This is a genomic window from uncultured Tenacibaculum sp. (assembly GCF_947494125.1).
Taxonomy (GTDB): domain Bacteria; phylum Bacteroidota; class Bacteroidia; order Flavobacteriales; family Flavobacteriaceae; genus Polaribacter.
Genome location: NZ_CANLTU010000006.1, coordinates 75,406 through 101,646, shown reverse-complemented (window position 1 = coordinate 101,646; position 26,241 = coordinate 75,406). Strand labels below are relative to the sequence as shown.

At 29.9% G+C, this 26,241-nt stretch carries 24 protein-coding genes; 16 read left to right on the top strand and 8 right to left on the bottom strand.

Annotation, left to right across the window (positions count from 1 at the left end; all coding sequences use genetic code 11):
* Positions 1 to 47: 47 nt before the first annotated feature.
* Entirely contained in the window at positions 48 to 2,777 is a 2,730-nt protein-coding gene (locus tag Q0881_RS11300) for an outer membrane beta-barrel protein (protein ID WP_299160237.1), read from the top strand.
* A 139-nt stretch (positions 2,778 to 2,916) separates the two neighbouring features.
* Positions 2,917 to 5,307 carry a GAF domain-containing protein gene (locus Q0881_RS11295; protein WP_299160235.1) on the top strand — a complete coding sequence of 797 codons (2,391 nt, stop codon included), beginning with the start codon at positions 2,917 to 2,919 and terminating at the stop codon, positions 5,305 to 5,307.
* 25 nt (positions 5,308 to 5,332) lie between these two features.
* Here Q0881_RS11295 and Q0881_RS11290 read toward each other — a convergent pair whose 3' ends face one another.
* The gene (locus tag Q0881_RS11290) at positions 5,333 to 6,535 is read right to left on the bottom strand and encodes a Pycsar system effector family protein (protein ID WP_299160233.1); all 1,203 of its coding nucleotides are present in this window, start codon (positions 6,533 to 6,535) and stop codon (positions 5,333 to 5,335) included.
* 193 nt (positions 6,536 to 6,728) lie between these two features.
* On the opposite strand from Q0881_RS11290, the gene msrB reads away from it, so the two are divergent.
* From msrB to Q0881_RS11225, 13 genes are all read left to right on the top strand, one after another.
* The gene (gene msrB / locus Q0881_RS11285) at positions 6,729 to 7,190 is read left to right on the top strand and encodes a peptide-methionine (R)-S-oxide reductase MsrB (RefSeq protein ID WP_299160231.1); all 462 of its coding nucleotides are present in this window, start codon (positions 6,729 to 6,731) and stop codon (positions 7,188 to 7,190) included.
* On the top strand, positions 7,180 to 7,719 hold the full coding sequence (msrA, locus tag Q0881_RS11280; protein WP_299160229.1) for a peptide-methionine (S)-S-oxide reductase MsrA: 540 nt from the start codon (positions 7,180 to 7,182) through the stop codon (positions 7,717 to 7,719). The genes msrB and msrA overlap by 11 nt, the downstream gene beginning before the upstream one ends.
* A 1-nt stretch (position 7,720) precedes the next feature.
* The gene (locus Q0881_RS11275; protein ID WP_299160227.1) at positions 7,721 to 7,960 is read left to right on the top strand and encodes a glutaredoxin family protein; all 240 of its coding nucleotides are present in this window, start codon (positions 7,721 to 7,723) and stop codon (positions 7,958 to 7,960) included.
* Positions 7,939 to 8,460 (top strand): peptide-methionine (S)-S-oxide reductase, encoded by a 522-nt coding sequence (locus tag Q0881_RS11270; protein WP_299160225.1) that lies wholly within the window; start codon positions 7,939 to 7,941, stop codon positions 8,458 to 8,460. The genes Q0881_RS11275 and Q0881_RS11270 overlap by 22 nt, the downstream gene beginning before the upstream one ends.
* The gene (locus Q0881_RS11265) at positions 8,457 to 9,680 is read left to right on the top strand and encodes a bifunctional alpha/beta hydrolase/OsmC family protein (RefSeq protein WP_299160223.1); all 1,224 of its coding nucleotides are present in this window, start codon (positions 8,457 to 8,459) and stop codon (positions 9,678 to 9,680) included. Before Q0881_RS11270 ends, Q0881_RS11265 begins: the two co-directional genes overlap by 4 nt.
* Positions 9,681 to 9,686: 6 nt before the next feature.
* On the top strand, positions 9,687 to 9,956 hold the full coding sequence (locus Q0881_RS11260) for a hypothetical protein (RefSeq protein ID WP_299160221.1): 270 nt from the start codon (positions 9,687 to 9,689) through the stop codon (positions 9,954 to 9,956).
* 5 nt (positions 9,957 to 9,961) lie between these two features.
* Complete coding sequence (locus tag Q0881_RS11255) at positions 9,962 to 10,546, top strand: alpha/beta fold hydrolase (RefSeq protein ID WP_299160219.1); 585 nt, start codon at positions 9,962 to 9,964, stop codon at positions 10,544 to 10,546.
* Between the two features lie 10 nt (positions 10,547 to 10,556).
* Positions 10,557 to 10,823: an alpha/beta hydrolase gene (locus tag Q0881_RS11250; protein ID WP_299160217.1), complete on the top strand. Its 267-nt coding sequence runs from the start codon at positions 10,557 to 10,559 to the stop codon at positions 10,821 to 10,823.
* Positions 10,810 to 12,375 (top strand): protein adenylyltransferase SelO, encoded by a 1,566-nt coding sequence (locus Q0881_RS11245; protein WP_299160215.1) that lies wholly within the window; start codon positions 10,810 to 10,812, stop codon positions 12,373 to 12,375. Before Q0881_RS11250 ends, Q0881_RS11245 begins: the two co-directional genes overlap by 14 nt.
* Positions 12,376 to 12,464: 89 nt before the next feature.
* Positions 12,465 to 13,484: an XdhC/CoxI family protein gene (locus Q0881_RS11240; protein ID WP_299160212.1), complete on the top strand. Its 1,020-nt coding sequence runs from the start codon at positions 12,465 to 12,467 to the stop codon at positions 13,482 to 13,484.
* Between the two features lie 4 nt (positions 13,485 to 13,488).
* Complete coding sequence (locus Q0881_RS11235; protein WP_299160210.1) at positions 13,489 to 14,067, top strand: nucleotidyltransferase family protein; 579 nt, start codon at positions 13,489 to 13,491, stop codon at positions 14,065 to 14,067.
* A gap of 112 nt (positions 14,068 to 14,179) precedes the next feature.
* Entirely contained in the window at positions 14,180 to 17,884 is a 3,705-nt protein-coding gene (locus Q0881_RS11230) for a metallophosphoesterase (RefSeq protein WP_299160207.1), read from the top strand.
* Positions 17,885 to 17,951: 67 nt separating this feature from the next.
* Positions 17,952 to 18,320 (top strand): DUF423 domain-containing protein, encoded by a 369-nt coding sequence (locus Q0881_RS11225; protein WP_299160205.1) that lies wholly within the window; start codon positions 17,952 to 17,954, stop codon positions 18,318 to 18,320.
* Here the strand turns inward: Q0881_RS11225 and Q0881_RS11220 are convergent.
* From Q0881_RS11220 to Q0881_RS11210, 3 genes are all read right to left on the bottom strand, one after another.
* Positions 18,313 to 19,164, bottom strand: a complete 852-nt coding sequence (locus Q0881_RS11220) for a hypothetical protein (RefSeq protein ID WP_299160203.1) — start codon at positions 19,162 to 19,164, stop codon at positions 18,313 to 18,315. The genes Q0881_RS11225 and Q0881_RS11220 overlap by 8 nt on opposite strands.
* Before the next feature lie 102 nt (positions 19,165 to 19,266).
* Entirely contained in the window at positions 19,267 to 19,596 is a 330-nt protein-coding gene (locus Q0881_RS11215) for a MerR family transcriptional regulator (RefSeq protein ID WP_299160200.1), read from the bottom strand.
* A 20-nt stretch (positions 19,597 to 19,616) separates the two neighbouring features.
* The gene (locus tag Q0881_RS11210; protein WP_299160198.1) at positions 19,617 to 20,585 is read right to left on the bottom strand and encodes a M23 family metallopeptidase; all 969 of its coding nucleotides are present in this window, start codon (positions 20,583 to 20,585) and stop codon (positions 19,617 to 19,619) included.
* A gap of 153 nt (positions 20,586 to 20,738) precedes the next feature.
* On the opposite strand from Q0881_RS11210, the gene alaS reads away from it, so the two are divergent.
* Complete coding sequence (gene alaS, locus Q0881_RS11205) at positions 20,739 to 23,354, top strand: alanine--tRNA ligase (protein ID WP_299160195.1); 2,616 nt, start codon at positions 20,739 to 20,741, stop codon at positions 23,352 to 23,354.
* A gap of 55 nt (positions 23,355 to 23,409) precedes the next feature.
* Here the strand turns inward: alaS and Q0881_RS11200 are convergent, their stop codons facing one another.
* From Q0881_RS11200 to Q0881_RS11185, 4 genes are read right to left on the bottom strand one after another with little or no spacing between them, the layout of a single operon-like run.
* Positions 23,410 to 24,696, bottom strand: a complete 1,287-nt coding sequence (locus Q0881_RS11200; protein ID WP_299160193.1) for a deoxyribodipyrimidine photo-lyase — start codon at positions 24,694 to 24,696, stop codon at positions 23,410 to 23,412.
* A complete protein-coding gene (locus Q0881_RS11195; protein WP_299160191.1) occupies positions 24,686 to 25,171 on the bottom strand; it encodes an SRPBCC family protein in 486 nt (161 codons plus the stop codon). Before Q0881_RS11195 ends, Q0881_RS11200 begins: the two co-directional genes overlap by 11 nt.
* Positions 25,172 to 25,687 carry a glutathione peroxidase gene (locus Q0881_RS11190; protein ID WP_299160189.1) on the bottom strand — a complete coding sequence of 172 codons (516 nt, stop codon included), beginning with the start codon at positions 25,685 to 25,687 and terminating at the stop codon, positions 25,172 to 25,174.
* A 27-nt stretch (positions 25,688 to 25,714) separates the two neighbouring features.
* On the bottom strand, positions 25,715 to 26,239 hold the full coding sequence (locus Q0881_RS11185; RefSeq protein WP_299160187.1) for a CIA30 family protein: 525 nt from the start codon (positions 26,237 to 26,239) through the stop codon (positions 25,715 to 25,717).
* Positions 26,240 to 26,241: the final 2 nt, after the last annotated feature.

Sequence of the window (26,241 nt, the reverse complement as noted above, 5' to 3'; positions counted from 1 at the left end):
CTATGAAAAAACTACTTTTTGTTTTTGTTTTGTTTTTTATCACAAATATGTCTGCCCAATCTTATCAGTTTAAGATTACAGGAAAAATCAATTCTTTTAAAGACAAAAGCCCAATAGAAGCTGCAACAATTCATTTAGAAAGAGTTAAAGACTCCTCTGTTGTTTCTTATACAATTTCTAATGAAAAAGGAAACTTCTCGTTAGAAGGAAAATCTTTCCATAAAGACTTAAAACTATTCATTTCTTATGTAGGAATGGATAACTACACTAAACTTATTCCGTTAGGTAAAAAATCAGATTTCAACCTAGGTTTAATTAATATAAAGGAAAATAGCAACTTATTAAATGAAGTTGTTATTAAATCTAGAGCACCAATTACAATTAAAAAGGATACTGTAGAGTTCAATGTAAAATCTTTTAAAACAAAAAAAGATGCCACTGTTGAAGATTTATTAAAAAAATTACCAGGAGTTGAAGTTGATGAAGAAGGAAAAATAACGGTAAACGGAAAGTCTGTAAATAAAATCTTAGTTAATGGTAAACCTTTCTTTGGAAATGACCCTAGTATAACTACAAAAAACTTAACGAAGGATATTATTGAAAAAGTTCAGATTACGGATACAAAATCGAAATCTGAAGCATTTTCTGGAGAAAAAGGTGATGCAGATAACAAAACAATTAATCTTACCATAAAAAAAGAAAATAATAAAGGTTGGTTTGGTAGAGTATCCGCTGGAGCTGGTTCAGATAAACGCTACGAAGGAGCAACCATGATAAATCGTTTTAATAACAACCAAAGATTTAGTGTTCTAGCTAGTTCAAATAATATTAATTCACCAGGTTTTAGTTTTGGTGAAATTCAGAAAATGTTTGGTGGTGGCGGTAGTACTTGGATTAGTGGCAATGGAAGCTTTAATATTAATGGAAGAAGCTTTGGTGGAGGAAGTGGAATTATAAAATCTAAAACAGCTGGAGCTACTTATGCTGATGAATACGGAAAAGGAGTTGATGTAAATGCTAATTATTTTTATTCAGGAAGTACTTCTAATAATGAATCAAAAAGCAATAGAGAATACACATTACCAGACAGAAAATATTTTTCAACATCAACTTCAAACTCTGATGATGAAAATCATAATCACAGTATAGATACTGAACTTGATATTGAAATAGATTCAACTCTCTTGATTAATATCAAACCTTCATTTGTTTATAACAAAAGAGAAGGAAGTTATAATACACAAGAAAAATCTCTTGATGAAAATAGGGTTTTAACAAATAGCTATACTAGTAATTCATATTCTAAATCTACAGCAAATAATTTTAGAAATAAGATAGACATTACTAAGAAGATTGGTAAAAATGGTTCATTTATTAAAGCTTACATTATTAATCAAATAGACAAATCTGACACTAAAGAGATTAATAAATCGACAATAAATGTTTTAGGAACTACTCCTAGTATAGAGAATAGAGATCAAGAAAACACTATAGCGAACAACTTAAACAGCTTAAATACTAAAATAACTTATCGATTACCTTTAGTTGCAAAAAAAATCTTTTTAGATACTAAATATACCTATAGGCAAGATGAAAGAGATAATAAAGAGGGCACTTATGATTTTGATAATACTAGTCAGCAATATTCAAATTTTAACCAAGATTTAAGTTCCGACTTTACTTACAACGACATTGTTAAAACACCAGCGATGGAATTGATTTATAAAACGAAAAAATGGCGGTTTAATGTAGAAACAGGACTTGTAAATAGAACTTTAGAAAACAAAGACAAACTTCGTCCTAACTTAAGTCTAAAAAAAGAATATAACAACTTAGCTTTAAGATCTAATTTCAGATATAGATTTGATTCAAAAGCTTCGATTTCTTTTAATTATCGTATAAATAATAGAGTTCCTAATATTAATCAAATACAACCTTTTTCAAACGTAAATAATCCATCAAATATAATTACAGGAAATCCCGAATTAAAACCAACCCAAAACCATAGAATGTATGTTAACTTTAACAAATACAATTGGCAAGCAGGTACTGGTCTTTGGTTTTATGTTAGTGGAAGTATGTACAATAATCAAATTGTTTCCAATACAACTATTGATTCTAACTTACGTAGAAATACTACTTATGAAAATACTGATGGTGGATATGATGTATGGGGTGGTGGTAGCTATAATAAAAAAGTAAAATTAGACTCTATTACCAGTATAAAACTTAGAGCTGGTTCTAATATAAGTATTTATAAAAATTTCAACATCTTAAATAACATAAAAGAAGGTGCAAGAACAACTGCTCTAAGACCAAATATTGGAATTACTTTAGATTGGAATAAAATGATTTCAATAGAAACTCGATATGATATTTCATTTTCAAAAACAAAGTATGATATAAATACAAGTCAAAATCAAGACTTCACAAGACATTCTTTACGTATAAGAACAAAAACTAATTTCCCTAAAAAATTAGAATGGAGAAACGATGTAAAATACACATACAATCCAAACGTAATTGGTTTTAATAAAGCTGCATGGTTTTGGAATTCAACCATTGCTTATTCTATTCTAAAAGATAAAGGTATTATTAGTTTAAAAGCATATGATTTATTAAATCAAAATACAAATGCACAACGTAGAGCTTCTTCTAATTATGTAGAAGATTCTCAAAGTACTGTATTACAACAATATTTTATGCTAGGGTTTAGTTGGAAATTTAATAGTTTAGGTAAAAAAGGAAAAGTTAGAGATTATAATTTTCATTTTTAATCACAGATAACTTTCATAAAAAAGCCATTATTTAAATAATGGCTTTTTTATTTTAAACACTTTAACGAAAGCAAAACAACCTAAAAACGACAAACTGCATACAATTTTGTAAATTTGCAAATAGAAAGAAAAGAAATTTATGGAAATCAGACAGCCTAAAAACTTACAAAACATAGAATTACCATTGCAACTTAATGTTAGCTTTGAAAAAATCTATCAAATGCTTAGTTGTTATGCAAGTGATGAGCAAAAGAATCATCCTTTTCATGCGTCTGCAAATATCATGGTAAAAGAAATTCAAAAATACCCAGAACTTATTACTGGTTTTTCTGATTTTTCTTTATTAAAAAAGCATGAAGACATTATAGATCTTTTACTAGAAGGCTTGTTTCCTATGTTGCTAAGCAATAATGAAATAAAAGCTGCAACAATGCCATTTACTTTCACCTCTTTTAAATTTACTGAACGATTTGAAAGCATTATAAAAAATGCAGGTGACGATTACGAATTAAGAATTCGAAATTTTGAAGAAGACACGCTTTATATAATGGCTTGTACTTTAATATTAGGCTTAGTATATAACAACCCTGTAGATTTAAAAAGACCTTTTTTCTTTGATATTCCTGACAAAAATTTAGGTATCACAAAACATTATCGTGTTGCTTTCAATGGAGATTTTATGGAAATACATCCAACAAAAGAAGCTCCAAAACTTACTGAAGAGGACATTAAAATATTGCTAGATAATTTTGACAATCCAGATGTTTGGAAAGAAAAATTCCCTCCCAACTCATATATTTTTAAAGGATTTGGTTTAATGAACTTATTTGACGTAACAACCGATGAAACCATTTCTTCTATTAGAAATACATTATTAGAAAAGCAGGATGATAATATTAATGAAAAACTTCAAAAAGACTTACGCGAGTTTTTTAACATTAAAGATTTAACAACTGGTTTCTCTCTTTTCGACACGTCTAATTCAACCTTAGAAGCTACACGTATAAAAAAATCTGAAAGCATTATTTTAAACGATGAATGCGCAATTGAATGTAGTACATTCTTCTGTGATTATATTATTGAAAAAGTTTTTAATAAATTAGAAAATGTTGCTATTTCTGACGTAGAAAGATATGGAGTATTATCAAATCAAAATTCTTTTTACAAAAGGATGAAAGAAAAAAACATTGGTAGTATTTTATTAATTCCTATAAAAGCATCAAATAATAATGATCTTGCTGTAATAGAAATAGCATCTCCAAGAGCTTACGAGTTAAATTCTGTAAATCAACAAAAACTAAAAGATTTAATTCCTGTTTTTGAAGCCGCAATAGAGCGTTCTGCAGATGAATATCAAAATATTTTAGAAGCAACTATTCAAGAACATTATACCTCTATTCACCCAGCTGTAAAATGGCGATTTTATGAGGCTGCTGAAAAATATCAGACAGACATTTTTAATAAAAAAGAAAATGTTAAATTAGAACAAATTGTTTTTGAAAATGTACACCCTTTATACGGTCAGTCTGATATTAAAGGATCTTCTATTGCAAGAAACAATGCTATAAAAGAAGATTTAACAACACAACTTACTTTAGGTATTTCAGTATTAAAAGAAGCTTGTAAATCTGAAAAACTACCAATTTACAACGAGTTAATGTTCCGTATTAAAGAATATTCCCGTGAAGTACATGCTGGTTTAAAAGCTGGTGATGAAATTGGGATTTTAGATTTTTTAAAGCGTGACATCTACCCTGTTTTTAATCATATTAAAGAAATAAATAGCGAATTACATTCTTTAGTAAATAAATATATGGATCGTTTGGATCCTAATTTACAGGTAGTATATGAGAAACGTAAAGCTTATGAACACAGTGTTACTTTATTGAATGATAAATTAGCAAAGTTCATAGACTCAAAGCAAGAAGAAGCACAAATAATGTTTCCACATTATTTCGAACGTTATAAAACGGACGGAGTTGAATATAATATGTACATAGGTCAGTCTTTAACAAGAATAAAAAAATATGACGATTTATATTTATACAACCTAAGATTGTGGCAGTTACAAATAATGTGCGAGATGGAAAACGTGGCACATACTGCACGTAAATCTATGGAACATGACTTACAAGTAGCCTCATTAATTTTAGTTCATAGTAATCCATTAGCAATTAAATTTAGAATGGATGAAAAGCAATTTGATGTAGATGGTGCCTACAATATTCGTTACGAAATAATAAAAAAACGCATAGACAAAGCTCATATAAAAAACACAAATAAACGTTTAACCGTACCAAGTAAAATAGCTATTGTATATTCTCAAGATAAAGATGCAGATGAATATTTAAAATACATTAAATATTTACAATCGAAAAATCAATTAGGAGTAATTGAAAAACTAGAACTCGAAGACCTACAGGGGGTTTCTGGCTTAAAAGCTTTACGTGTTGAAGTAATTTATCAAAAAGATTTTGATAGTAAAAAAACAATTACAATAGATCAATTAATGGATGAGTTTAAATCATAAACAACTCATCCATTAATAAAATAACTTATAACTTTGCTCCTTCCTGTATTTGAAACGCTATCGCAAATGCAACTACACTTACTATAATACCAATCATAAATACAGTATAAGTAGTTCTCAATAATTTATATTTTCTATTTAAAACTAATCCTAAAAAATACAAATCTTTAGTAAGTGAACCATATAAATAATCACGATCTTTCATCATTTCATCCATAGCCCATTCAAAATCTGGTAATTTCATTTGATGAAAATTACCAAAGAATAATAAGTTTACTTTTTTATTAGCTACATCTTCCTTTGTAAATTTCCCTTCAGTTACATTAGGTCTTGTTGCCATTACTGATAAAATAATAGAGGCTACTGTAAATGCAATAAATACTAATGATGGAATTATTAAATAATGATTTGATGGGTTATCTAATTTTGGTATTAAAGTAGATAATGCCATAGAAATAATAATAGCATTTACAGATAACAAGATATTAGCCTTTGTATCGGCAATATCACTTAAAGTTATATGATTTCTTAATGCAACACGAAACATTGTTTCAATACCTCTTTCAGGTAATTCAACTTTATTCTTTTTAAAATCTAATTCGTCTTTTTTCTGTTTTAATTTTGTACTTTCTTGTTCTGTTTTTTTCTGAGTTTTTAATAATTGTGCAAGATTTTTACTTTCTACCTTACTCCATTTCTTAGCAGCAAAGTCAGTATAAAAACGATGACTAGTTAAAAACTTAATGTTATCTTCATTCCATTGAATATCAGAAACAACATAGTCTTTAGTTAATTCCCATTCTTTTCTTAGTAAAGAGGTATAATCACTAAAACTTTTACTTCCTAAATGAGCACAGTCAGCATCACGAATTATCTTCTCTGACACTGTCTCTGGTTTAACTCCCATTTTAGTAGCCATTATTAAGCTAGATACCTCAGCTATGATAATCTCAGAAATATTCTGTTCCTTAAGAAAACTCTCTGCTATTTTTACACTTTCTTCTTCATGTGTTTCTATAGATTTAGTATAACCAGTATCGTGAAACCATGCTGCTAAAATTAAATTACTCGCAGAAGCTTCTTCAATTTTTAGTCCTTCAATTAATTCTTTCGTCTTCTCTACTACACGTTGCGTATGAAATAGATTATGATATACAAATGAAGGCTTCAACTTCTCATTCAAAAAGTTAACTACAAAATTCTCAGCTTCAATTAATAAATTTTCCATCAAAAAGGTTTTTGCTAAATTAAAAATAATATTTAACTATTGTTAAACGTAAGTTTATTAGGTTTAGTACGACTACATTAATGTTAAATACCTTAAAGCATAGTACAAAATCAAGATTATAATTGATTGTGTACTATATTTTTTGTCCAAATTTTTCATATTTTTAATAACAAACAAAAGAAAGGACTATAATATGCTAACTTGGAAAAACATTATTCATTTTGCTTTAAACGGAAATCCAATTCCTAATAAAAGAATTGAAAAAACTGAAGCAGAATGGCAACAATTATTAACTCCTGAACAATTTAGAATTACACGCCTAAAAGGTACTGAGCGCCCTTTTTCAGGAGAACTATGCTCTACTTATGAAGAAGGCCAATACAACTGTGTATGTTGTAATACCCCTTTATTCGATTCAACAATTAAATTTAATTCAAGTTCAGGCTGGCCTAGTTTTACACAACCAATTACTGAAAATGCAATTCAATATCATCGTGACGCAACTCATGGAATGGTACGAGTAGAAGTCTTATGTAATACTTGTGATGCTCATTTAGGACATATTTTTCCTGATGGCCCTGAACCAAGTGGATTACGTTATTGTATAAACTCAGAATCGATGCAATTAGAAGCGGAGGATAAAAATGAAAGATAAAGTTTTAGAAGTAGCTACTTTTGGTGGAGGTTGTTTTTGGTGTACAGAAGCTGTATTTCAAGAAGTAAAAGGGGTAACACAAGTTATATCTGGTTATTCAGGGGGAAATGCTCCAGGGCACCCCACATATCGAGAAATATGTTCTGGTTTAACTGGCCATGCAGAGGTTATACAAGTTACGTTTGATTCCCACATTATTTCCTATGAAGAAATATTGGTCATATTTATGACAACCCATGACCCAACAACCTTAAACCAACAAGGAGCCGATAGAGGAACTCAGTATCGTTCTGTAATTTACTATCATGATGCTAGGCAAAAGGAAATAGCAGAAATAATTTCAAAAGAGATTGCGCCATTTTACGAAAACCCTATAGTAACAGAAATAAGCCCTTTGGATGTTTTCTATGAAGCAGGAAAAGAACATCAAGATTATTACAAAAAGAATCAAACACAAGGATATTGCAGTTTTGTTATTACACCTAAACTGACAAAACTCAGAAAATTACATGCAGATAAACTGAAGTGATATGATTAAATTATTCGGAGCACAACGTTGTCATAAGACACAATATTATCAAAATCATCTAAAAGCGCGTAACATAAGTTACGCGTTTTTAGATGTTGAAAAAAATGAATTATTTGCAGAAGAGTTGCGTAATTTATATGAAAACAGAAAGCTAAACTTTCCAACAATTACTATTGGTAAGAAAAGACTAAGAAATCCGACAGATAAAGAGTTAAACAAATGGTTAGAAAAACTAAAATAGCATTTGGAGGAGGTTGTCATTGGTGTACAGAAGCTGTATTTCAATCATTAATTGGTGTAAGTAAAGTAGAGCAAGGTTTTATTGCTTCTGCTAATGAGAATAATACTTTTTCAGAAGCAATAATTGTGCATTTTAATCCAAATGAAATAACATTAGAAGTTTTAACAGAAATTCATTTACTAACTCATAAAAGCACATCACAACATTCTATGCGAAGAAAATATAGATCGGCTATTTATGTGTTTTCAAAAAAGCAGAAAATAAAAAGTCTACAAATTATAACTAGTTTACAAAAAGATTATAAACAGAAAATAATTACACAAGTATTAGGCTTTGTTGAATTTAAACTTTCAGATTCTAAGTTTGAAAACTATTATTATTCAGATCCAGAAAAGCCTTTTTGTGAAACATATATCAATCCGAAATTAACGTTATTATTAGCTAATTTCTCTAAACATGTTAATACAAACAAGCTAAATCATTTAACTGCATCATTATGAGAATTACAAAACTAAATATCATAAATAAAAAAGGATATAAACTACAAGCTTATTTAGAGCTACCAGTAAATCAAAAACCTAATTATTATGCAATTTTTGCACATTGTTTTACTTGTAGTAGCACCTTAGGAGCAGTTAAAAACATTAGTCGTTCATTAACGCAACATGGCTTTGGAGTTATACGTTTTGATTTTACTGGTTTAGGGCGCAGTGAAGGTACTTTTTCTGAAAGTTATTTTTCTGCAAATGTTGACGATCTTATTGCTGTAAATAATTATATAACTAAGCACTTTGATGCTCCTTGTTTATTAATAGGACATTCATTAGGTGGAGCTGCTGCTATTGTAGCATCTTCAAAATTAGAAAATATAAAAGCTGTAGCTACTATTGGAGCTCCAGCAAACATAGCTCATGTAAAACATTTGTTTTCTCATGGCATTGAGAATATAAAAAATGAAAATGAAGTTGAGGTAAATATTGGAGGAAGGCCTTTTAAAATTAATCAAGAATTTGTTTCTGATTTTGATAAAGTTAATTTATCAGAAGTAACAAAATCGCTACGTAAACCTATACTTATTTTACATTCTCCTATAGATACAATTGTTGAAGTTAACAACGCACAAGAGCTCTATTTAAGTGCGCATCATCCTAAAAGTTTTATTAGCTTAGATAACGCAGATCACTTATTATCAGACACAAAAGACAGTATTTATGCTGGTAATATAATTGGTACCTGGGTGGCACGTTATTTTCCTCAAAAAGAAAATATAATGTTAGAAACCAAAGGAGAACAATTGGTCGGACATCTTAATTTAATAGAAGATAATTTTACAACAACGATTCAATCTAAAAATCATACACTAATTGCTGACGAACCTGCATCTATAGGAGGAGATGATTTTGGACCTTCTCCATACGAATATTTAAGTGCTGGATTAATTGCCTGTACTGCTATGACTTTAAAATTATATGCAGAACGTAAAAAATGGGATTTACAAGAAGTTTTTGTTTATGTAACTCATTCCAGAAAACACAGTGATGATTTGGATATTAAAATAGAAAAACCAACCTTCTTAGATCATATAAGTAAAAAACTAAAATTTGTTGGTAATTTAGATGAAAAGCAAAAAAACAGATTAAAAGAAATTTCTTCTAAATGTCCAGTTCACCAAACTTTAGCTAGTAAAGTTATTTTTAACACAACAATTATAGAAAATTAAATAATTATGAATATAATAACAAATCTTAAAAATTATTTCAAAGCAAAATCAAAAGGAGACGAAACTATAAAAGCTCCAGATGGAATTTGCCCAAACTGTTGGGGAAAACAAGAATGGGATGGTGATTTTTACAAAAAAATTAAAGTAAATAATATTACACCAGAGCATAAAACATATGATAGCTTTATACATGAAGTAGCTTCTAAACTTGATAAAATTACTTTAAAAGAAGATATTCTAATTTGCCAGACTTGTAATATTAGTTATAAAAAATAACACAAATGAACTATTCTAATTTTAGAGAGTCTCAACAGTTTTTCAATTCGAAAGATGGAAAAATAGCCTATATAGATCAGGGATCTGGACCAACCTTACTCCTACTACATGGAATTCCAACTTCAGGTTGGTTATACAGAAAAATGATTCCTTTATTAGTTAAAAAAGGATACAGGATTATTGCTCCAGATATGCTTGGTTTTGGATCTAGTGATTCACCTAAAAATTATGATGTATATATAGAAAAAAAGCAAGCTCAACGAATTTTAGAGTTAATGGATTTTTTAAAAATTAAAGAATGGACACATATTTTTCATGATGCAAGTGGACTCTGGACTTGGGAGCTTTGCAAGCTTCAGCCTCAAAGAATAGAAAGACTTGTAATTTTAAATACAATTATATATTCTGAAGGTTTTAAACCGCCTATGCGATTTGGTAAAAATGTTTTTACTAAAATAGTAATGTCATTATATACCTTTAAAATCACCAACAATATACTTATCAAAAATCTTTTTAAAATGGGGCTTATAGAAAGTACGCTCTCAAAAATCGATATAGAAGGATATAAGAAACCATTAACTAGAAGGTAAAAATAAAGCTATGTATTATTTCTTCTCTAGAACTTGTCATAACCTACCAAACTATAAAGAACTTCTAAAAAAACTACAAATGCCTACTATGGTAATTTGGGGAAAAGATGATGATTTTTTAAAATGGAAACCCCAAGAGAGTTTAGTTTCACATGATTTAACAATTGATGAAAAAAATATTCATCAAATAGAAGCAAAACATTTTATTCAAGAAGAAAAACCAGAAGAAATTAGTAATTTTATCCATTCATTTATTCAAGATAATGAAATTAAATAACCACGATACTTTTAATAAAGAATTACCAGCTGATAAGATTTTAGAAAACACTCGCAGGCAAGTTTTAGATGCATGTTTTTCTTTTGTTGAACCTAAAAAAACAGCAAATCCACAGTTACTACACGTTTCACAAGAAATGCTAGAAGCAATTGGATTAACTCCTGAAGATGCAACATCTAAAAAATTCCTAAATATATTTACAGGAAATGAAATTATAGAAGATTCGCATCCCTATGCTATGTGCTATGGTGGACATCAATTTGGTAATTGGGCTGGTCAATTAGGAGATGGTCGTGCTATTAATTTAACAGAAGTTATACATAACAATCAACGTTGGGCTATACAATTAAAAGGAGCTGGTGAAACGCCATATTCAAGAACAGCAGATGGTTTAGCTGTTTTACGTTCTTCCATTAGAGAATATCTGTGTAGTGAAGCCATGTTTCATTTAGGAGTTCCAACCACTAGAGCTTTATCTTTGAGTTTATCTGGTGATAAAGTTTTACGAGATGTATTATACAACGGAAATCCTGCTCACGAAAAAGGAGCAATTGTTTCTCGTTTGGCTCCAAGTTTCATTCGTTTCGGAAATTTTGAAATCCTTGCTGCACGTAAACAACATTTAATTCTTCAAGAATTAGTAGACTATACCATTAAACATTTTTATCCAGAGATAACATCAACCGGAAAACAAAAATATCTTGATTTTTTAACTGAAATTCGTAATCGTACTATAGAAATGATTGTGCATTGGCAACGTGTTGGTTTTGTACACGGAGTAATGAACACCGATAACATGTCTGCTCTTGGATTAACCATAGATTATGGACCTTACGGTTGGTTAGAAGGTTATGATTTAGGTTGGACTCCAAATACTACCGACAATCAACATAAACGATATCGTTATGGAAATCAATCTCAGATTGGATTGTGGAATTTATTTAAATTAGCGAATGCTTTATACCCAATTATTGAAGAAGTAGAACCTCTACAAAAAATTCTAGATGCGTATTCTAACATTTACAATGAAGAATCTCTTCAAATGATGAAATCTAAAATCGGATTGTTTTCTGAAGATAAGAATGATAAAGAATTGATTGGTCGATTAGAAGAAACATTGCAATTAACAGAAACCGATATGACTATTTTCTTTAGAAATTTATCAAACGTTTCTTCTAAAGATAGTTTTGATACTGCTTTCAAAAAAATTGAAATTTCTTTTTACACGCTCAGTGAAGTTCAAGAGGAAATTAAAAATCATTGGAGAGATTGGTTTAATAGATATTTAAAAAGGTTAGAATTAGAAACCTTTGCTGATTCAGATAGAAAACAAAAAATGGATTTAATAAATCCTAAATATGTTTTTCGAAACTATATGGCACAATTAGCTATTGATGATGCTGATAAAGGGGATTATAAATTAATTAACGAATTGTATTTATTATTTAAAAATCCTTATTCTGAACAACCTGAAAATGAAAAATGGTTTGCAAAAAGACCAGAGTGGGCACGTCATAAAGTTGGATGTTCCATGTTAAGTTGTAGTTCTTAAAATATTTTACCAAAAATAGGCGAATCGACAATAGTTAATTTAAATTGTTGGAATAACGAATCAAAATACTTTTTGTAAATTGAACGCTTATGACATACGAATTCAAAGAAATTATTCAACAAACTATTTTAAATCAACAAAATGGTATTTATAATGTTTTAGCAACTGTTGTTGATTTAGATGGGTCTTCCTATAGAAAACCCGGTGTTAGAATGTTACTATCATCTGATGGAAAAATGATTGGTGCAGTAAGTGGTGGATGTGTGGAAAAAGAAGTACAGCGAAGAGCGCAAACAGTTTTTGAAACAGGAGTTTCTAAAATAATAACTTATGATGGTCGCTATCGTTTGGGCTGCGAAGGTATTTTATACATTTTACTTGAGCCTATTAAAATTTCTTTAGAATTTATTAATGTCTTCACCAACAGTTTACAAAATAGAAAACCCTTTAATATTCAATCTTTTTATAAAAAAGAAGATGATGCTTATGGAAACTTTAGTTCTACAATAAAATTTCAAAACAATAAAAGGTTTTCTTTTTTTGAAGGAAATGAACCCGCTAACTTTAAAGATTTACAAGTTTTTTCTCAAACTTTATCGCCTTTATTTCGCTTATTAATTATTGGCGGAGAACACGATGCTGTAAAACTATGTAAGCAAGCTGTTCAACTAGGTTGGGAAGTTCATGTTGTTACTTCAATTAAAGATCCTAAACAAGTATCCGATTTTCCAGAAGCAAAATCTGTTATAGCGCAAACTCCAGAAGTTATCCAATTAAAAAACATTACTAAAGATACAGCTGTAGTAATTATGAATCATAATTTCACGTACGATTTACGTTGGCTAATAAAACTAAAAGAACATAATCCTGTTTATATTGGAATTTTAGGTGCAGCTAAACGGCGTGAAAAATTATTTAATGAACTCTTCGATTTTTCTCCAGATATTTCTGATAATTTCCTTGAAAAAATTCACACTCCAGCTGGATTAAATATTGGAGCGCAAACTCCCGAAGAAATAGCTTTATCTATTTTAGCAGAGATATTATCGGTAGTACGTAAAAAAGAAGTTTTCTCTTTAAAAAAAATAACAGGAAGAATTCACAATTAATTCTATGCAAAAAACTGCAATTCTCATATTAGCAGCTGGTAGTTCATCAAGAATGGGAACTATAAAACAAATACTTCCTTTTAAAAACACCACTCTTTTAGGTTGGTCTCTAAAAATAGCTGAACAATCTAAGGCTAATGATATTTTTTGCATTCTAGGGGCAAATAAAAATGTTGTAGAAAAAAGTATACAGGCAAATGGAGTACATTTTATTACAAATACAAATTATAAAAATGGCTTAAGTTCAAGTATTATTGCTGGCATACTGCACATAGAAAAAAAATACGATAGTGCATTAATAATGTTAGCTGACCAACCTAATATTTCTTCTCCTTATCTTGATCAACTAATGAAGATTGCTCAGGAAAATCCAGAAAAAATTGTAGCTTCAAATTATAATGAAAAAGCAGGTGTTCCTGTAATTTTCCCTAAAAAATATTTTAATGATTTAAAAATGTTAGAAGGTGATAATGGTGCCAAAATATTTTTACAAAAAAATACTTCAAAAATTATTAAAATGCCCTCTACTAATTTAATTGATATTGATACAATTAAAGATTATAAAAAATTAACAGACTCGTAAGCTTTTAAAGTAAAATACTCTTAAATTCCCTTTATATATTAACCATATATTTTATCACTTTATAGCTGTAGTGGTAAAAAAGAGGTAAATTTACACTACAAAACAACGAACCATGAATTCAGTAAAATCGTTTTTATATTTTATAGCAATTATAGTATTGACTGGCTGTGCTTCTTACAATGCAAAATATGCCAATAAGACTGCTTCAAAAACAATTACTACCAATAAAAAAATAGCACATTCTTTTTATCTAATTGGAGATGCTGGTAATGCTAAAATGGGTAAAACAATACCATCGCTTACCTATTTTCAAAAAGCATTAAATAAATCTGAAAAAAATGCTACTGCTTTATTTTTAGGAGATAACGTATACCCTTATGGTGTTCCTAAAAAAGAAAGTGCAGAACGAGCTTTGGCTGAGCATAGAATACAAACACAAATTGATGCCGTAAAAGGTTTTAAAGGAAAACCAATATTTATTCCAGGAAATCATGATTGGTATAATGGTATAAAAGGATTAAAGCGTCAAGAGAAAATAGTAGAAAAAGCTTTAGGTAAAAATTCTTTTTTACCAGAAAATGGTTGTGGATTTAAGAAAGTAGAAATAAATGATGATATAACTTTAATTATTATTGACAGTCGTTGGTTTATTGCCGATTGGGATAAACATCCAACTATTAATGAAAATTGTGACATAAAAACTCGTGAACGATTTATTGATGAAGTTTGGGGATTGTTTAAAAAGAATCGATATAAAAATGTAGTTGTAGCAATGCATCATCCAATGTATAGCAATGGACCACATGGAGGAAGTTATTCTTTTAAAGACCATATGAAGCCATTCCCTATTTTAGGTACTTTAAAAAATGGATTGCGTTCTCATGTTGGAATTCAAACAGATATTTTTAACAAAAACTATACTGACTTTGTAAATCAATTACAAGCTATTTCTGGTGATTTTAGACAAAACATTGTCTTTGTTTCTGGACACGAACACAATTTACAATACATTGAAGATAATCCTGTAAATGAGAACAATCTTAACTACGGAAAATTCAAACAAGTAATTAGTGGTTCTGGCTCAAAACAATCGGCAGCTTTAGCAAAATATGGCGCTCAATTTACCTACGGTAATCACGGATATGCAATACTAAATTATTATACCGATGGTTCTGCGATTGTTGAGTTTTATTCAGCAAATGAAAAAGATGGAAACAAATTATTATTTAGTAAAGAAATTATAAAACCTAAGAAAACTCAAGAATTCAATAGCTTTCCTGAATATGATGCTCATAAAGAACTTGTAGAAACTTCAATCTATAACAAAGAAAGCACCGATGTAAGTGGTTTCCATAAATTTATGTGGGGAGATTTACATAGAGATAAGTATGGTGAAAAAGTAAACGTCCCTGTTTTGGAATTGGATAAAGTTTTTGGAGGTTTAAAACCTATTCAACGTGGAGGAGGAAATCAAACCAACTCATTACGATTAGAAAATTATGAAGGAAAACAATATGTTTTACGCTCAATAGTAAAAGACGGAAGTCGTATTATGGGTGGCGTTTTAAAAGGCACATTTTTAGTAGATGTAGTTCAAGATATATTTACCATGTCGCACCCATATGCAGCATTTGTAATTCCAGACATGGCTAAATCAGTAAATATTTATCACACGAACCCTAAATTATATTATATGCCAAAGCAACCTGCTCTTGGAAAATATAATGACATTTTTGGTGGTAGTTTATACCTTCTTGAAGAACGTCCTGCTGGAGACAGAAGTGAGTTAGACAACTTTGGTAATTCTAAGAAAATTGTTAACACTTTTGATGTTTTAGAAAAAATAAGAAAAAATGGAAAGCATTCAGTAGACCAAGATTGGACAATACGTTCTCGTTTATTTGACATGGTAATTGGCGATTGGGACAGACACGAAGATCAGTGGCGTTGGGCTTCTTTTAAAACTGATGATGGAAAAACTTTTTACCGCCCAATTCCTAGAGACAGAGATCAACCATTTTCTAAGTTTGATGGAATTATGATTCCTCTTTTTCAACAGTTTGCTCCATTAGTAAAAAATATGCAAACTTTTGAGAATGACATTAAAAACATGAAATGGTATAATAATTATCCACGTTTCTTTGATGCTGAATTCTTAAATAAATTAACTTTAGATGATTGGTATAAACAAGCAGATTATATTCAAAAGAACTTAACTGATGAGGTTATTGAAAATGCTATTAAACAATTACCAACCGCAATTTATGATATTGATGGTAAAGAAACCATTGCTAAAATAAAAGCCCGTAGAAACAAGTTAAAGGGTATTGCGAAACGTTATTACGAAAAGCAAGCAAAAATTGTTTATGTAGTTGGAACAGATAAAAAAGATACGTTTATTATCAAACGTATAAATGATGATGAAACCAACATTAGTGTTTTTAGAAAGGATAACGAAATATACAATCGTACTTTTAAAACAAATGAAACTAAAGAAATTCAATTATATGGTTTAAACGGTGATGATGAATTTTTAATTTCTGGAGATGTAAATGATGGTATTTTATTACGAATTATTGGAGGACAAGATCATGATGTTTATACAGACGAATCTAAAGTTGCTGGTTGGAGTAAGAAAACAAAAATTTATGATTATAAATCAAAGAAAAACACGGTAAATCCAAGTTCTGAAACTGCTGATTTACGTTCTGATAATTATTTAAAAAACACCTATGATCATCGTGATATAAATAACAATACTACAGTTATTTTTCCTAGCTTAGGAAGCAATCCAGATGATGGGTTCTTCTTTGGAGCTACATTGACTTACACGAAACAAGGGTTTAAAAAACGCCCGTTTGGAAGTCAGCATATTATTTCTGCAAATTATTATTCTGCAATAAATGGATATGATATTGAATATAATGGTGAATTTACTGAGTTTATAGGCAACTGGAGTTTACAATTAAAAGCAAAAGCTACCAGCAACAATTATTCTATTAACTTCTTTGGATGGGGTAATGATTCTTCTTTTTTAATGCCTACTGGTGATGCTAACGATGACCTAAATAAATATAGAGTAAAAAGAAGTGAATTAAGCTTTACACCTTCATTATTAAGAAGACTTAGAGGAGGTAGTATTGTAAAATTATCCGCATCTATTGAAGGATATGAAGTTCAAAATACTCCAAATAGAAATATTACTAACTTTAATCAATCACCAATTAATATTTTCGATACAAACTATTTCTTAGGAGGAGAATTAAGTTTTACTCATAATCGAGTAGACAACGCTAGTTTTCCTACGAAAGGAATGAATTTTGAAGCCTCTGTTGGTGCTAAAACAAAATCTGATGATTTTGACAGACGCTTTGGATATATTAAAAGTTCTTTAGCATTTTATCAAAACTTAGTACAGAATCGTTCTTTAGTTTTTGCTTCAGAAATTGGCACACATATAAACATTGGGAATCGATTTGAGTTTTACCAAGGAGCAACCTTAGGAGGTGACAACAGCTTACGAGGATTCAACCGTCAACGATTTACAGGAACGGAAAGCTTTTACCATTCAAGTGATTTGCGTTTACGTTTCGGGCGTATAAATACAGGAATTATACCGATGAAAATAGGTGTAACTGGAGGATTTGATTATGGACGTGTTTGGTCTCCATATTCTCCTAATTCTACAACTTGGCACACAAGTTATGGAGGATCTGTTTGGTTAAGCGGTATTGATTTATTTACCATGAACATCTCTTATTTCCAAGGAAATTCTAATGAAGATAGAATTGCTTTTGGAATTGGGTTTTCATTTTAATTCGTAATTATTAATTTAAAATATAAAGACTTTACATTGTATTCGTAAAGTCTTTTTTCTTCTTATTATGACACAACAAATTATATTAATTTCTGGCGCTATTTTTGGAATGTTTGCAGTAATTATGGGGGCTTTTGGAGCTCATTCCTTAAAGAAAACATTATCAGACGATCAATTAAAATCATTTGAAACTGGTGTAAAATATCAAATGTATCACGCAATTGTACTATTGTTTGTAGGAAGCAATTTTTCAAGTCCAAATCAATTAATGGGCTGGTCGTTTATTGTTGGAATACTTCTTTTTTCTTTTAGTATTTATGGTTTGGTATTATCAGACGCTAAAGGTAAAAAAATGAAATTCTTAGGACCTATAACTCCATTAGGTGGATTATTATTAATTATTGGTTGGGTAATGTTATTGTTTGAGTTTATTTAAGTTGAAACTCGTATAATTTCCCTCCTTGTAAATGTGCCTTTTCATCAGCGATATAAAGCGTATTATTATCTTTAAAAGTTATGCTTTCTTTTTGAGAAGTATGTCCTAGAGGAAATTCTTTTACTTCTCCTGACATAAAATTATCACTTGTAAAATTTGTAAAGACAAAAACCGATTGATGATTTAATAAAACAACCTTTTTCTCATCTGGTGATATTGCTGCTGCTGTAATCCAACAATGCAAATCGTTACACGTTTCAAATGATGAGATATATTTTGCTGTATGATTTCCTTTTATAGCTGGGATTTTATACAAACTAGTTTGCCCATAATTCCCTTTAAATCTACTCTTAGTAAAAATGTATAAAGCTCCATTTTTAAACAATAAGCTTTCAGCATCATAAAATCGATCCTTCTTTTTAGGTGGAAACTTTTTTTGATCTGGATATGAAAACTTTATTTTTTCTACATCAACTGCATCATTATTCAATAAGTCTTCATTCTTAATTTTTAATATTTTTAAGTTTTTTCTCTTATTATTATTGTTTCCAAAATCGGCAATGTATAAATTCCCTTCACTGTCTGAAGTAATATCTTCCCAATCGTGATTTTTAGCTTTTACAATTACTTCTCTTATAATGTTTCCTTTAGTATCAACACCATAAATAACAGAAGCATTCCCACTATCATTAAGCATCCATAATAAATCTGAACCTTTTACTTTTTGTATTCCTGAAACCTCTTCTAAAACATCAGGTAAATCAGCAACTACTTTTAGTTTCCCAAAGTTTTGACAACTAACTATTAATAAAAAAGATAGTAGAATCAGGCTTTTTTTTATCATTATAAAATGAATTGGTTTAACAATTTTCTATACTGTTATGAGTTTATGAAAAACACAACAATCTAATCACTTAAAGTAAGCAACTACTTTTTCTATTTATTGTTATAATTGATTTTTGATTTTTTGCAATTCAGCTTTTACTACTTCTAACCTACTAATTATTTCGTGGTTATTTACAACTCCTTCTGGGTTTTTCTTTAGTTTTTGCTTCGCTCCTTCTAAAGTAAAACCTCGCTCTTTTACTAAATTATATATTAATTTAAAATTTTCAACATCTTCTTTAGTAAAAAGTCTATTTCCTTTTGCGTTTTTTTTGGGTTTTATTACATCAAATTCCTTTTCCCAAAAACGTATTAACGAAACATTTACATTAAAAGCTTTAGATACTTCTCCTATTTTGTAATATCTTTTTTCTGGTAGTTCAACGTACATTTTTCATAGCAAATTAATCATTAATCGTAAGACTGTCCTTTTTGTTGCGATGCTTTTTGCATTGCTACAAACTCTTCCGGAGTTAAATCTCCATAATAATAATAAATAGGATTAACTTTTCTACCATTTTTATGTACCTCGTAATGTAAATGAGGAGCAGCAGAACGTCCTGTATTACCAACATAACCTATTAAATCTCCTCGTTTTACTTTTTGACCTCTCTTTGCAACAATTTTACTCATATGTGCATAAATAGTTTCATAACCATATCCATGATCTATGTATACTACTTTACCAAAGGTTGAACTTCTATGTGCTTTTTTAATTTTACCGTTACCTGATGCGAAAATTGGAGTACCCGTTGGTGCAGTAAAGTCCATACCATAGTGCATTTTCCATGATTTTAAAATAGGATGCATTCGCATACCATAACCAGATGCCATTCTTTTTAAATCTTCATTCTTCACTGGTTGAATTGCCGGTATAGAAGCTAACATTTTTTCTTTTTCTTTAGCTAGGTTAACAATTTCATCTAGTGATTTTGATTGTACTACCATCTGTTTTGATAACACATCTAAATCTTTAGTCACATTTTTAACCATTTCAGAATTATCAAAACCCTCTAAATGTTTATATCTATTTACGCCTCCAAAACCAGCTCTACGCTGTTCTTCTGGTATAGGACTTGCTTCAAAATAAATTCTATATATGTTATTGTCTCTTTCTTGTAATTCTCTAAGTACACTAGAGCTTTCTTCCATCTTTTTAGAAAGTAATTCATAATGCAATTTTAAATTATCTAACTCCCTTTTTTGTGTTCTTTCTTTTGGCGACATTAAAAACTGACTAAACCCTATAAAACCAAAAAAAGCAATTAACAAAGCACTTATAATTCCTAAAAAAGATTTTTTATAAGTTTCACTTTTTCTTGCCTCTATTTTTCTATATGATAAAGTCTCTGGATCGTAATAATATTTTACTTTCGCCATAATGCTAAATATACTATTTTTGTGCTCTTTAAACGAGCTACTTTCTTTAAAGGGTTATGTTTGGAAACTCACAAATTTACAAAATGTTTTAAAACTTCTTTTTATAAGCAGTTTTTTAATGATAATTTAACAGAATTAAGATACTAGAGTTGTATGAAATCTCAGGATATTAGAGCTAAATTTTTAGATTTTTTTAAATCAAAACAACATGATATTGTTCCTTCTGCACCTATGGTGTTAAAGAACGATCCTACTTTAATGTTTACCAACTCTGGTATGGCGCCTTTTAAAGAGTTTTTCTTAGGGAATGCCAATCCGAAAAATAATCGAATTTCTGATTCTCAAAAATGTTTACGTGTTTCTGGTAAACACAACGATTTAGAAGAAGTTGGTTACGACACCTATCATCACACCATGTTTGAAATGTTAGGTAACTGGAGTTTTGGTGATTACTTTAAAAAAGAAGCTATTGCTTGGGCTTGGGAATTACTAACCGAAGTTTATAAGGTAGATAAAGATATTTTATATATAACTGTTTTTGAAGGTGACGAAAAAGACGGTACTAAAATGGACCAAGAAGCATACGACATCTGGAAACAATACATTTCTGAAGATCGTATCTTAATGGGAAATAAAAAAGATAACTTCTGGGAAATGGGAGAACAAGGTCCTTGTGGTCCGTGTTCAGAAATTCATGTTGATATTCGTTCTGCTGAAGAAAAAGCTAAAGTTGACGGAAAATTGTTAGTAAATGAAGATCACCCTCAGGTTGTTGAGATTTGGAATTTAGTTTTCATGCAATACAATCGTAAAGCAAATGGTTCATTAAACGATTTACCTGCAAAACATATCGATACAGGTATGGGGTTTGAACGTTTATGTATGGTTTTACAAGACGTTAAATCGAACTATGATACGGATGTATTTACTCCATTAATTCGTGAGATTGAAACCATTACTGGTATTACTTACGGAAAAGATGAAAAAATAGACATTGCTATTCGTGTAATTGTTGATCATGTTCGTGCTGTGGCTTTTGCTATTGCTGATGGTCAATTACCAAGTAACACTGGTGCGGGTTATGTTATTCGTAGAATTTTACGTCGTGCTATTCGTTACGGATTTACCTTTTTAAATAAAAAAGAACCTTTCATATACAAATTAGCAGAGACATTAGCACATCAAATGGGTGATGCTTTTCCTGAAATTAAAAAACAAGACGCTCTTGTTCATAATGTAATTAAAGAAGAAGAAGCTTCTTTTTTAAGAACTTTAGATCAAGGTTTGTTATTATTAGATAAAGTAATTGAAACTACAGAAGGTAAAACAGTTTCTGGTAAAAAAGCTTTCGAATTATACGATACTTATGGCTTCCCTTTAGATTTAACACAGTTAATTGCTCGTGAAAAAGGGTATGATATTAATGAAGAGGAATTTAATGCTGGAATGAAAGCTCAAAAAGATCGTTCTCGTGCTGCTTCTGCAAGTGAAACTGGTGACTGGGTTACTTTAATAGAAGATGAAACCGAAGAGTTTGTTGGGTACGATACTTTAAGTGTTGATGTAAAACTAACTCGTTACAGAAAAGTAACAACAAAAAAAGATGGAGATCAATACCAATTAGTATTTAACATGACTCCTTTTTACCCTGAAGGTGGTGGACAAATTGGTGATAAAGGATATTTAGAAACTCCAAATGGTGATGTTATTTATATCATTGACACTAAAAAAGAGAATAATGTAATTATTCATTTTTCTAAAACATTACCTAAGCATTTAAATGAAACATTTAAAGCTGTAGTAAATGATGAATTCAGACATCTATCTGCTAGTAATCATACTGCAACACACTTATTACACCAAGCTTTAAGAAGCATTTTAGGTACTCACGTAGAACAAAAAGGATCGTTAGTAAGTCCTGATTATTTACGTTTCGATTTTTCTCATTTCTCTAAAGTTGACAAAGATCAACTGCAAGAAATTGAAGATTTTGTAAATGCTCGTATTCGCGAAAACTTACCTTTAATTGAAAAAAGAAATATACCAATGCAACAAGCTATTGACGAAGGTGCTATGGCATTGTTTGGTGAAAAATACGGAGATAGTGTTCGTGCTATTAAGTTTGGACAATCTATGGAACTATGTGGAGGTACTCACGTACAACAAACAGGTGATATTTGGTATTTTAAAATAAAATCTGAAGGTGCAGTTGCAGCTGGTATTCGACGTATTGAAGCGATTACAAATATTGCTGTGGGAAATTATTTTGAAGATGTTGCTCGTAATTTTTCTACCGTAAAACAATTATTGAAAAACCCTAAAGATGTTGCAAAATCGGTAAGTACTTTACAAGATGAAAATACTTCTTTAAAAAAGCAAATAGAGCTGCTTTTAAAAGATAAAGCTAAAAATATGAAAGGTGATATCAAAAACCAATTACAAGAGGTTAATGGGGTTCAATTTTTAGCAACTAAGGTAGACTTAGATCAAAATAGCATTAAAAACTTAATGTTTGAATTAGGAGGAGAGCATAAAAATTTATTCTTATTATTTGCTACTTCTGCTTCACCAGAAAAAGCGATGCTAACTTGTTATATTTCTAAAGAATTAGCAAACGAACGTGGTTATGATGCTGGTAAAGTAGTTCGCGAATTAGGAAAGTATATCCACGGAGGTGGTGGAGGACAAAACTTCTTTGCTACTGCTGGTGGTAAAAACCCTGGTGGGTTACCAAAAGTTATTGAAAAAGCGAAAGATTATATTGTATAATCGTTAGCTAATAAAATTATAAAAAGGTTCTAAATAATTAAATTTAGAACCTTTTTTAATTCAATGCTTCTTTATAGGTACTTATTGCACGTTCTCTCGCAAATTTATGTGCTACCATGGGTTGTGGATACGTAAGTTGTTCAAAATTTTTCACCCATTTTTTCACGTATTTTAAATCCTTATCAAAATTTTTTAATTGTGTTTCCGGATTAAAAACTCTAAAATAAGGTGCAGCATCGCAACCTGTTCCTGCTGCCCATTGCCAATTTCCATTATTAGCAGACAAATCATAATCCAATAATTTTTTTGCAAAATAAGCTTCACCCCATCGCCAATCTATTAACAAATGCTTGCATAAAAACCCAGCAGTTATCATTCTAACTCTATTGTGCATATAGCCTGTTTCATTTAACTCTCTCATGCCTGCATCTACCATTGGATATCCTGTTTCTCCTTTACACCATTTCTCAAATTCTTCTTTATTGTTTCTCCATGGAATAACATCATATTTCGATTTAAAATTATGAGTTACCACCTTAGGAAAGTGATATAATATTTGCATGAAAAATTCGCGCCAAATCAATTCGTTTAAAAATATACTATTTAATTCAAGTGCTTTTTTAACCATTTCTCTTATACTTACCGTTCCAAAACGCAAATGAGGAGACACATATGATGTTGTGTTTTTAGCAGGAAAATCCCTTGTAGTATCATAAGTATTTATCTGAGCAAGATTATATGGTTTTACTTTTATACTACTCTCGTTAAAGCCAATAGAATTTAAAGTTGGAAAACTTATAGAAATCTTAAAAAAATTAGTAAAATCAATCTTATATCCTTGGATATCTCTTTCTTTTGAAAAAGCTTGCAACCATTTATTTTTATATGGAGTATATACGGTATAAGGTGTTCCATCGTTTTTTACTACCTCATCTTTTTCAAAAACAACTTGGTCTTTAAAAGCGCTAAAACTTATTCCTTTTGATTCTAAAAAAGGCTTTATTTGAGTATCTCTTTGAGTTGCGTAAGGCTCATAATCTTTATTGATAAAAACCTCTGCTACCTCATATTCATTAAGTAATTGACCCAATACTTCAATCGGTTTTCCTTTTAACACCAAAAGTGAAGATGCTACTTTTTTAAGTTGTACATCAAGCTCTTTTAATACTTCATAAATAAAGCTTACTCTAGCATCGTTTTCCGGCAACTTATCTAAAATATCCTCATCAAAAATGAAAATTGGTATTACTTTTTTCCCTGATGACAATGCCTTATGTAATCCTTTATTATCTTTTAAACGTAAATCTCTACGAAACCAAAAAATGACTACTTTATTTTCCACTAAACAAATTTTCTAAAGTTTCATGTCGATGTTCAAAAATTGATTTCAATTGTTTTTTTATAAAAACAACTTGCGCTATACGTCCTAAAAATCCAAATGGTATTTTATATGATATTTTATCTTTCATCAATGTTTTTCCTTCTGGTAATTCTTCAAACCAATGTTCATGATGCCACATTTTGTATAGCCCAAAACGTTGTTCGTCTATAAAAAACTGTTCTTCTTTTACTTGAGTTATTTCTGTTACCCAACTCGATTTTATTCCTGGTAAAATCCCTACTTTATAAGTTATTATTTGTCCAGCATACGCTTTATCATCTACTATAGATGTTATTTGAAACCCCATATGTGATGGAGTTATTTTTTCTAAATTTTGTGGTGCACTAAAAAAATTCCATGCTTTTTCTAAAGAAACATTTAACACCTGTTCTGTAGACAAAGTATATATACCTGAATGTTTCGTTATCTTAACCATTTACAACAATTTCGTTATTTTTGAACTCATCGGTTTTGTTATTGAATAAAACACATCTATCAAACGCCCTTCTTCATCTACCAAGTACTTTTGAAAATTCCATTTTACTGAAGAATTCATTTTTCCATTTTTAGACTTCTGCGTAAGCCATTGATAAATTGAATGTTGATTTTCTCCTTTGACTTCTATTTTTTCTGTCATAGGAAAACCTACTCCGTAGTTTAATCTACAAAACGATTGTATTTCAGTTTTGGTTCCTGGCTCTTGCCCTCCAAACTGGTTACATGGCAATCCAATAACAACTAATTTATCTTTATACTTTGTATACAGCTCTTGTAGTCCATCATATTGATTTGTAAATCCACATTTTGATGCTACATTAACAAATAATATTTTCTTCCCTTGATATTGTTTTAAATTCAATTCCGTTCCTTCAATCCCTTCAATTCTTATCTCATATAAAGATTCCTTAGGTTCTTTTGTTTGTGCTTTCGCTAAAAAACTAAATAGTGTCATCAGTATCGTTATTTTTAATATTTTCATTTATCTGATTATTATTTTTTCTATTTCTAAATTAAATGATTCATTTTTTTTGTTTCCAACAAGTATGGCTACTTCTTTTAATTTATCTCCAGAAAAATTTCCTAAATCTAATTTATACCCCCTAAATGATGGGTAAAATTCTGACAATGGTAATTCTATTATCTGATCTTTATTTGTTGTTTGAAATGTTTTCACATACCAAAAACGTTGATTTTTACTTGACTTAAGTCTCAATTGATATTTTTTGCCATCTCCTTTTAGTTGTAATACAATTTTTGATTTCTTACTATCTAATTTTACATTCAAGGGTAACCTAGTCATTGCAAAACCTCCATTATTTTCTATTGATACTTCTCCTGAAAAGACTGCTTTTCCTGCTTTATCAACCTTCATTGTTGATTTTGATAAACCTCCCATTACTACATCATTAGTGATATACCACTTTTGCGAACTTTGAGCTTTATCAAAAATTACAATCTCATCATTCATACATAAAAAGACACTTATTAATATTAACCACTTCATTG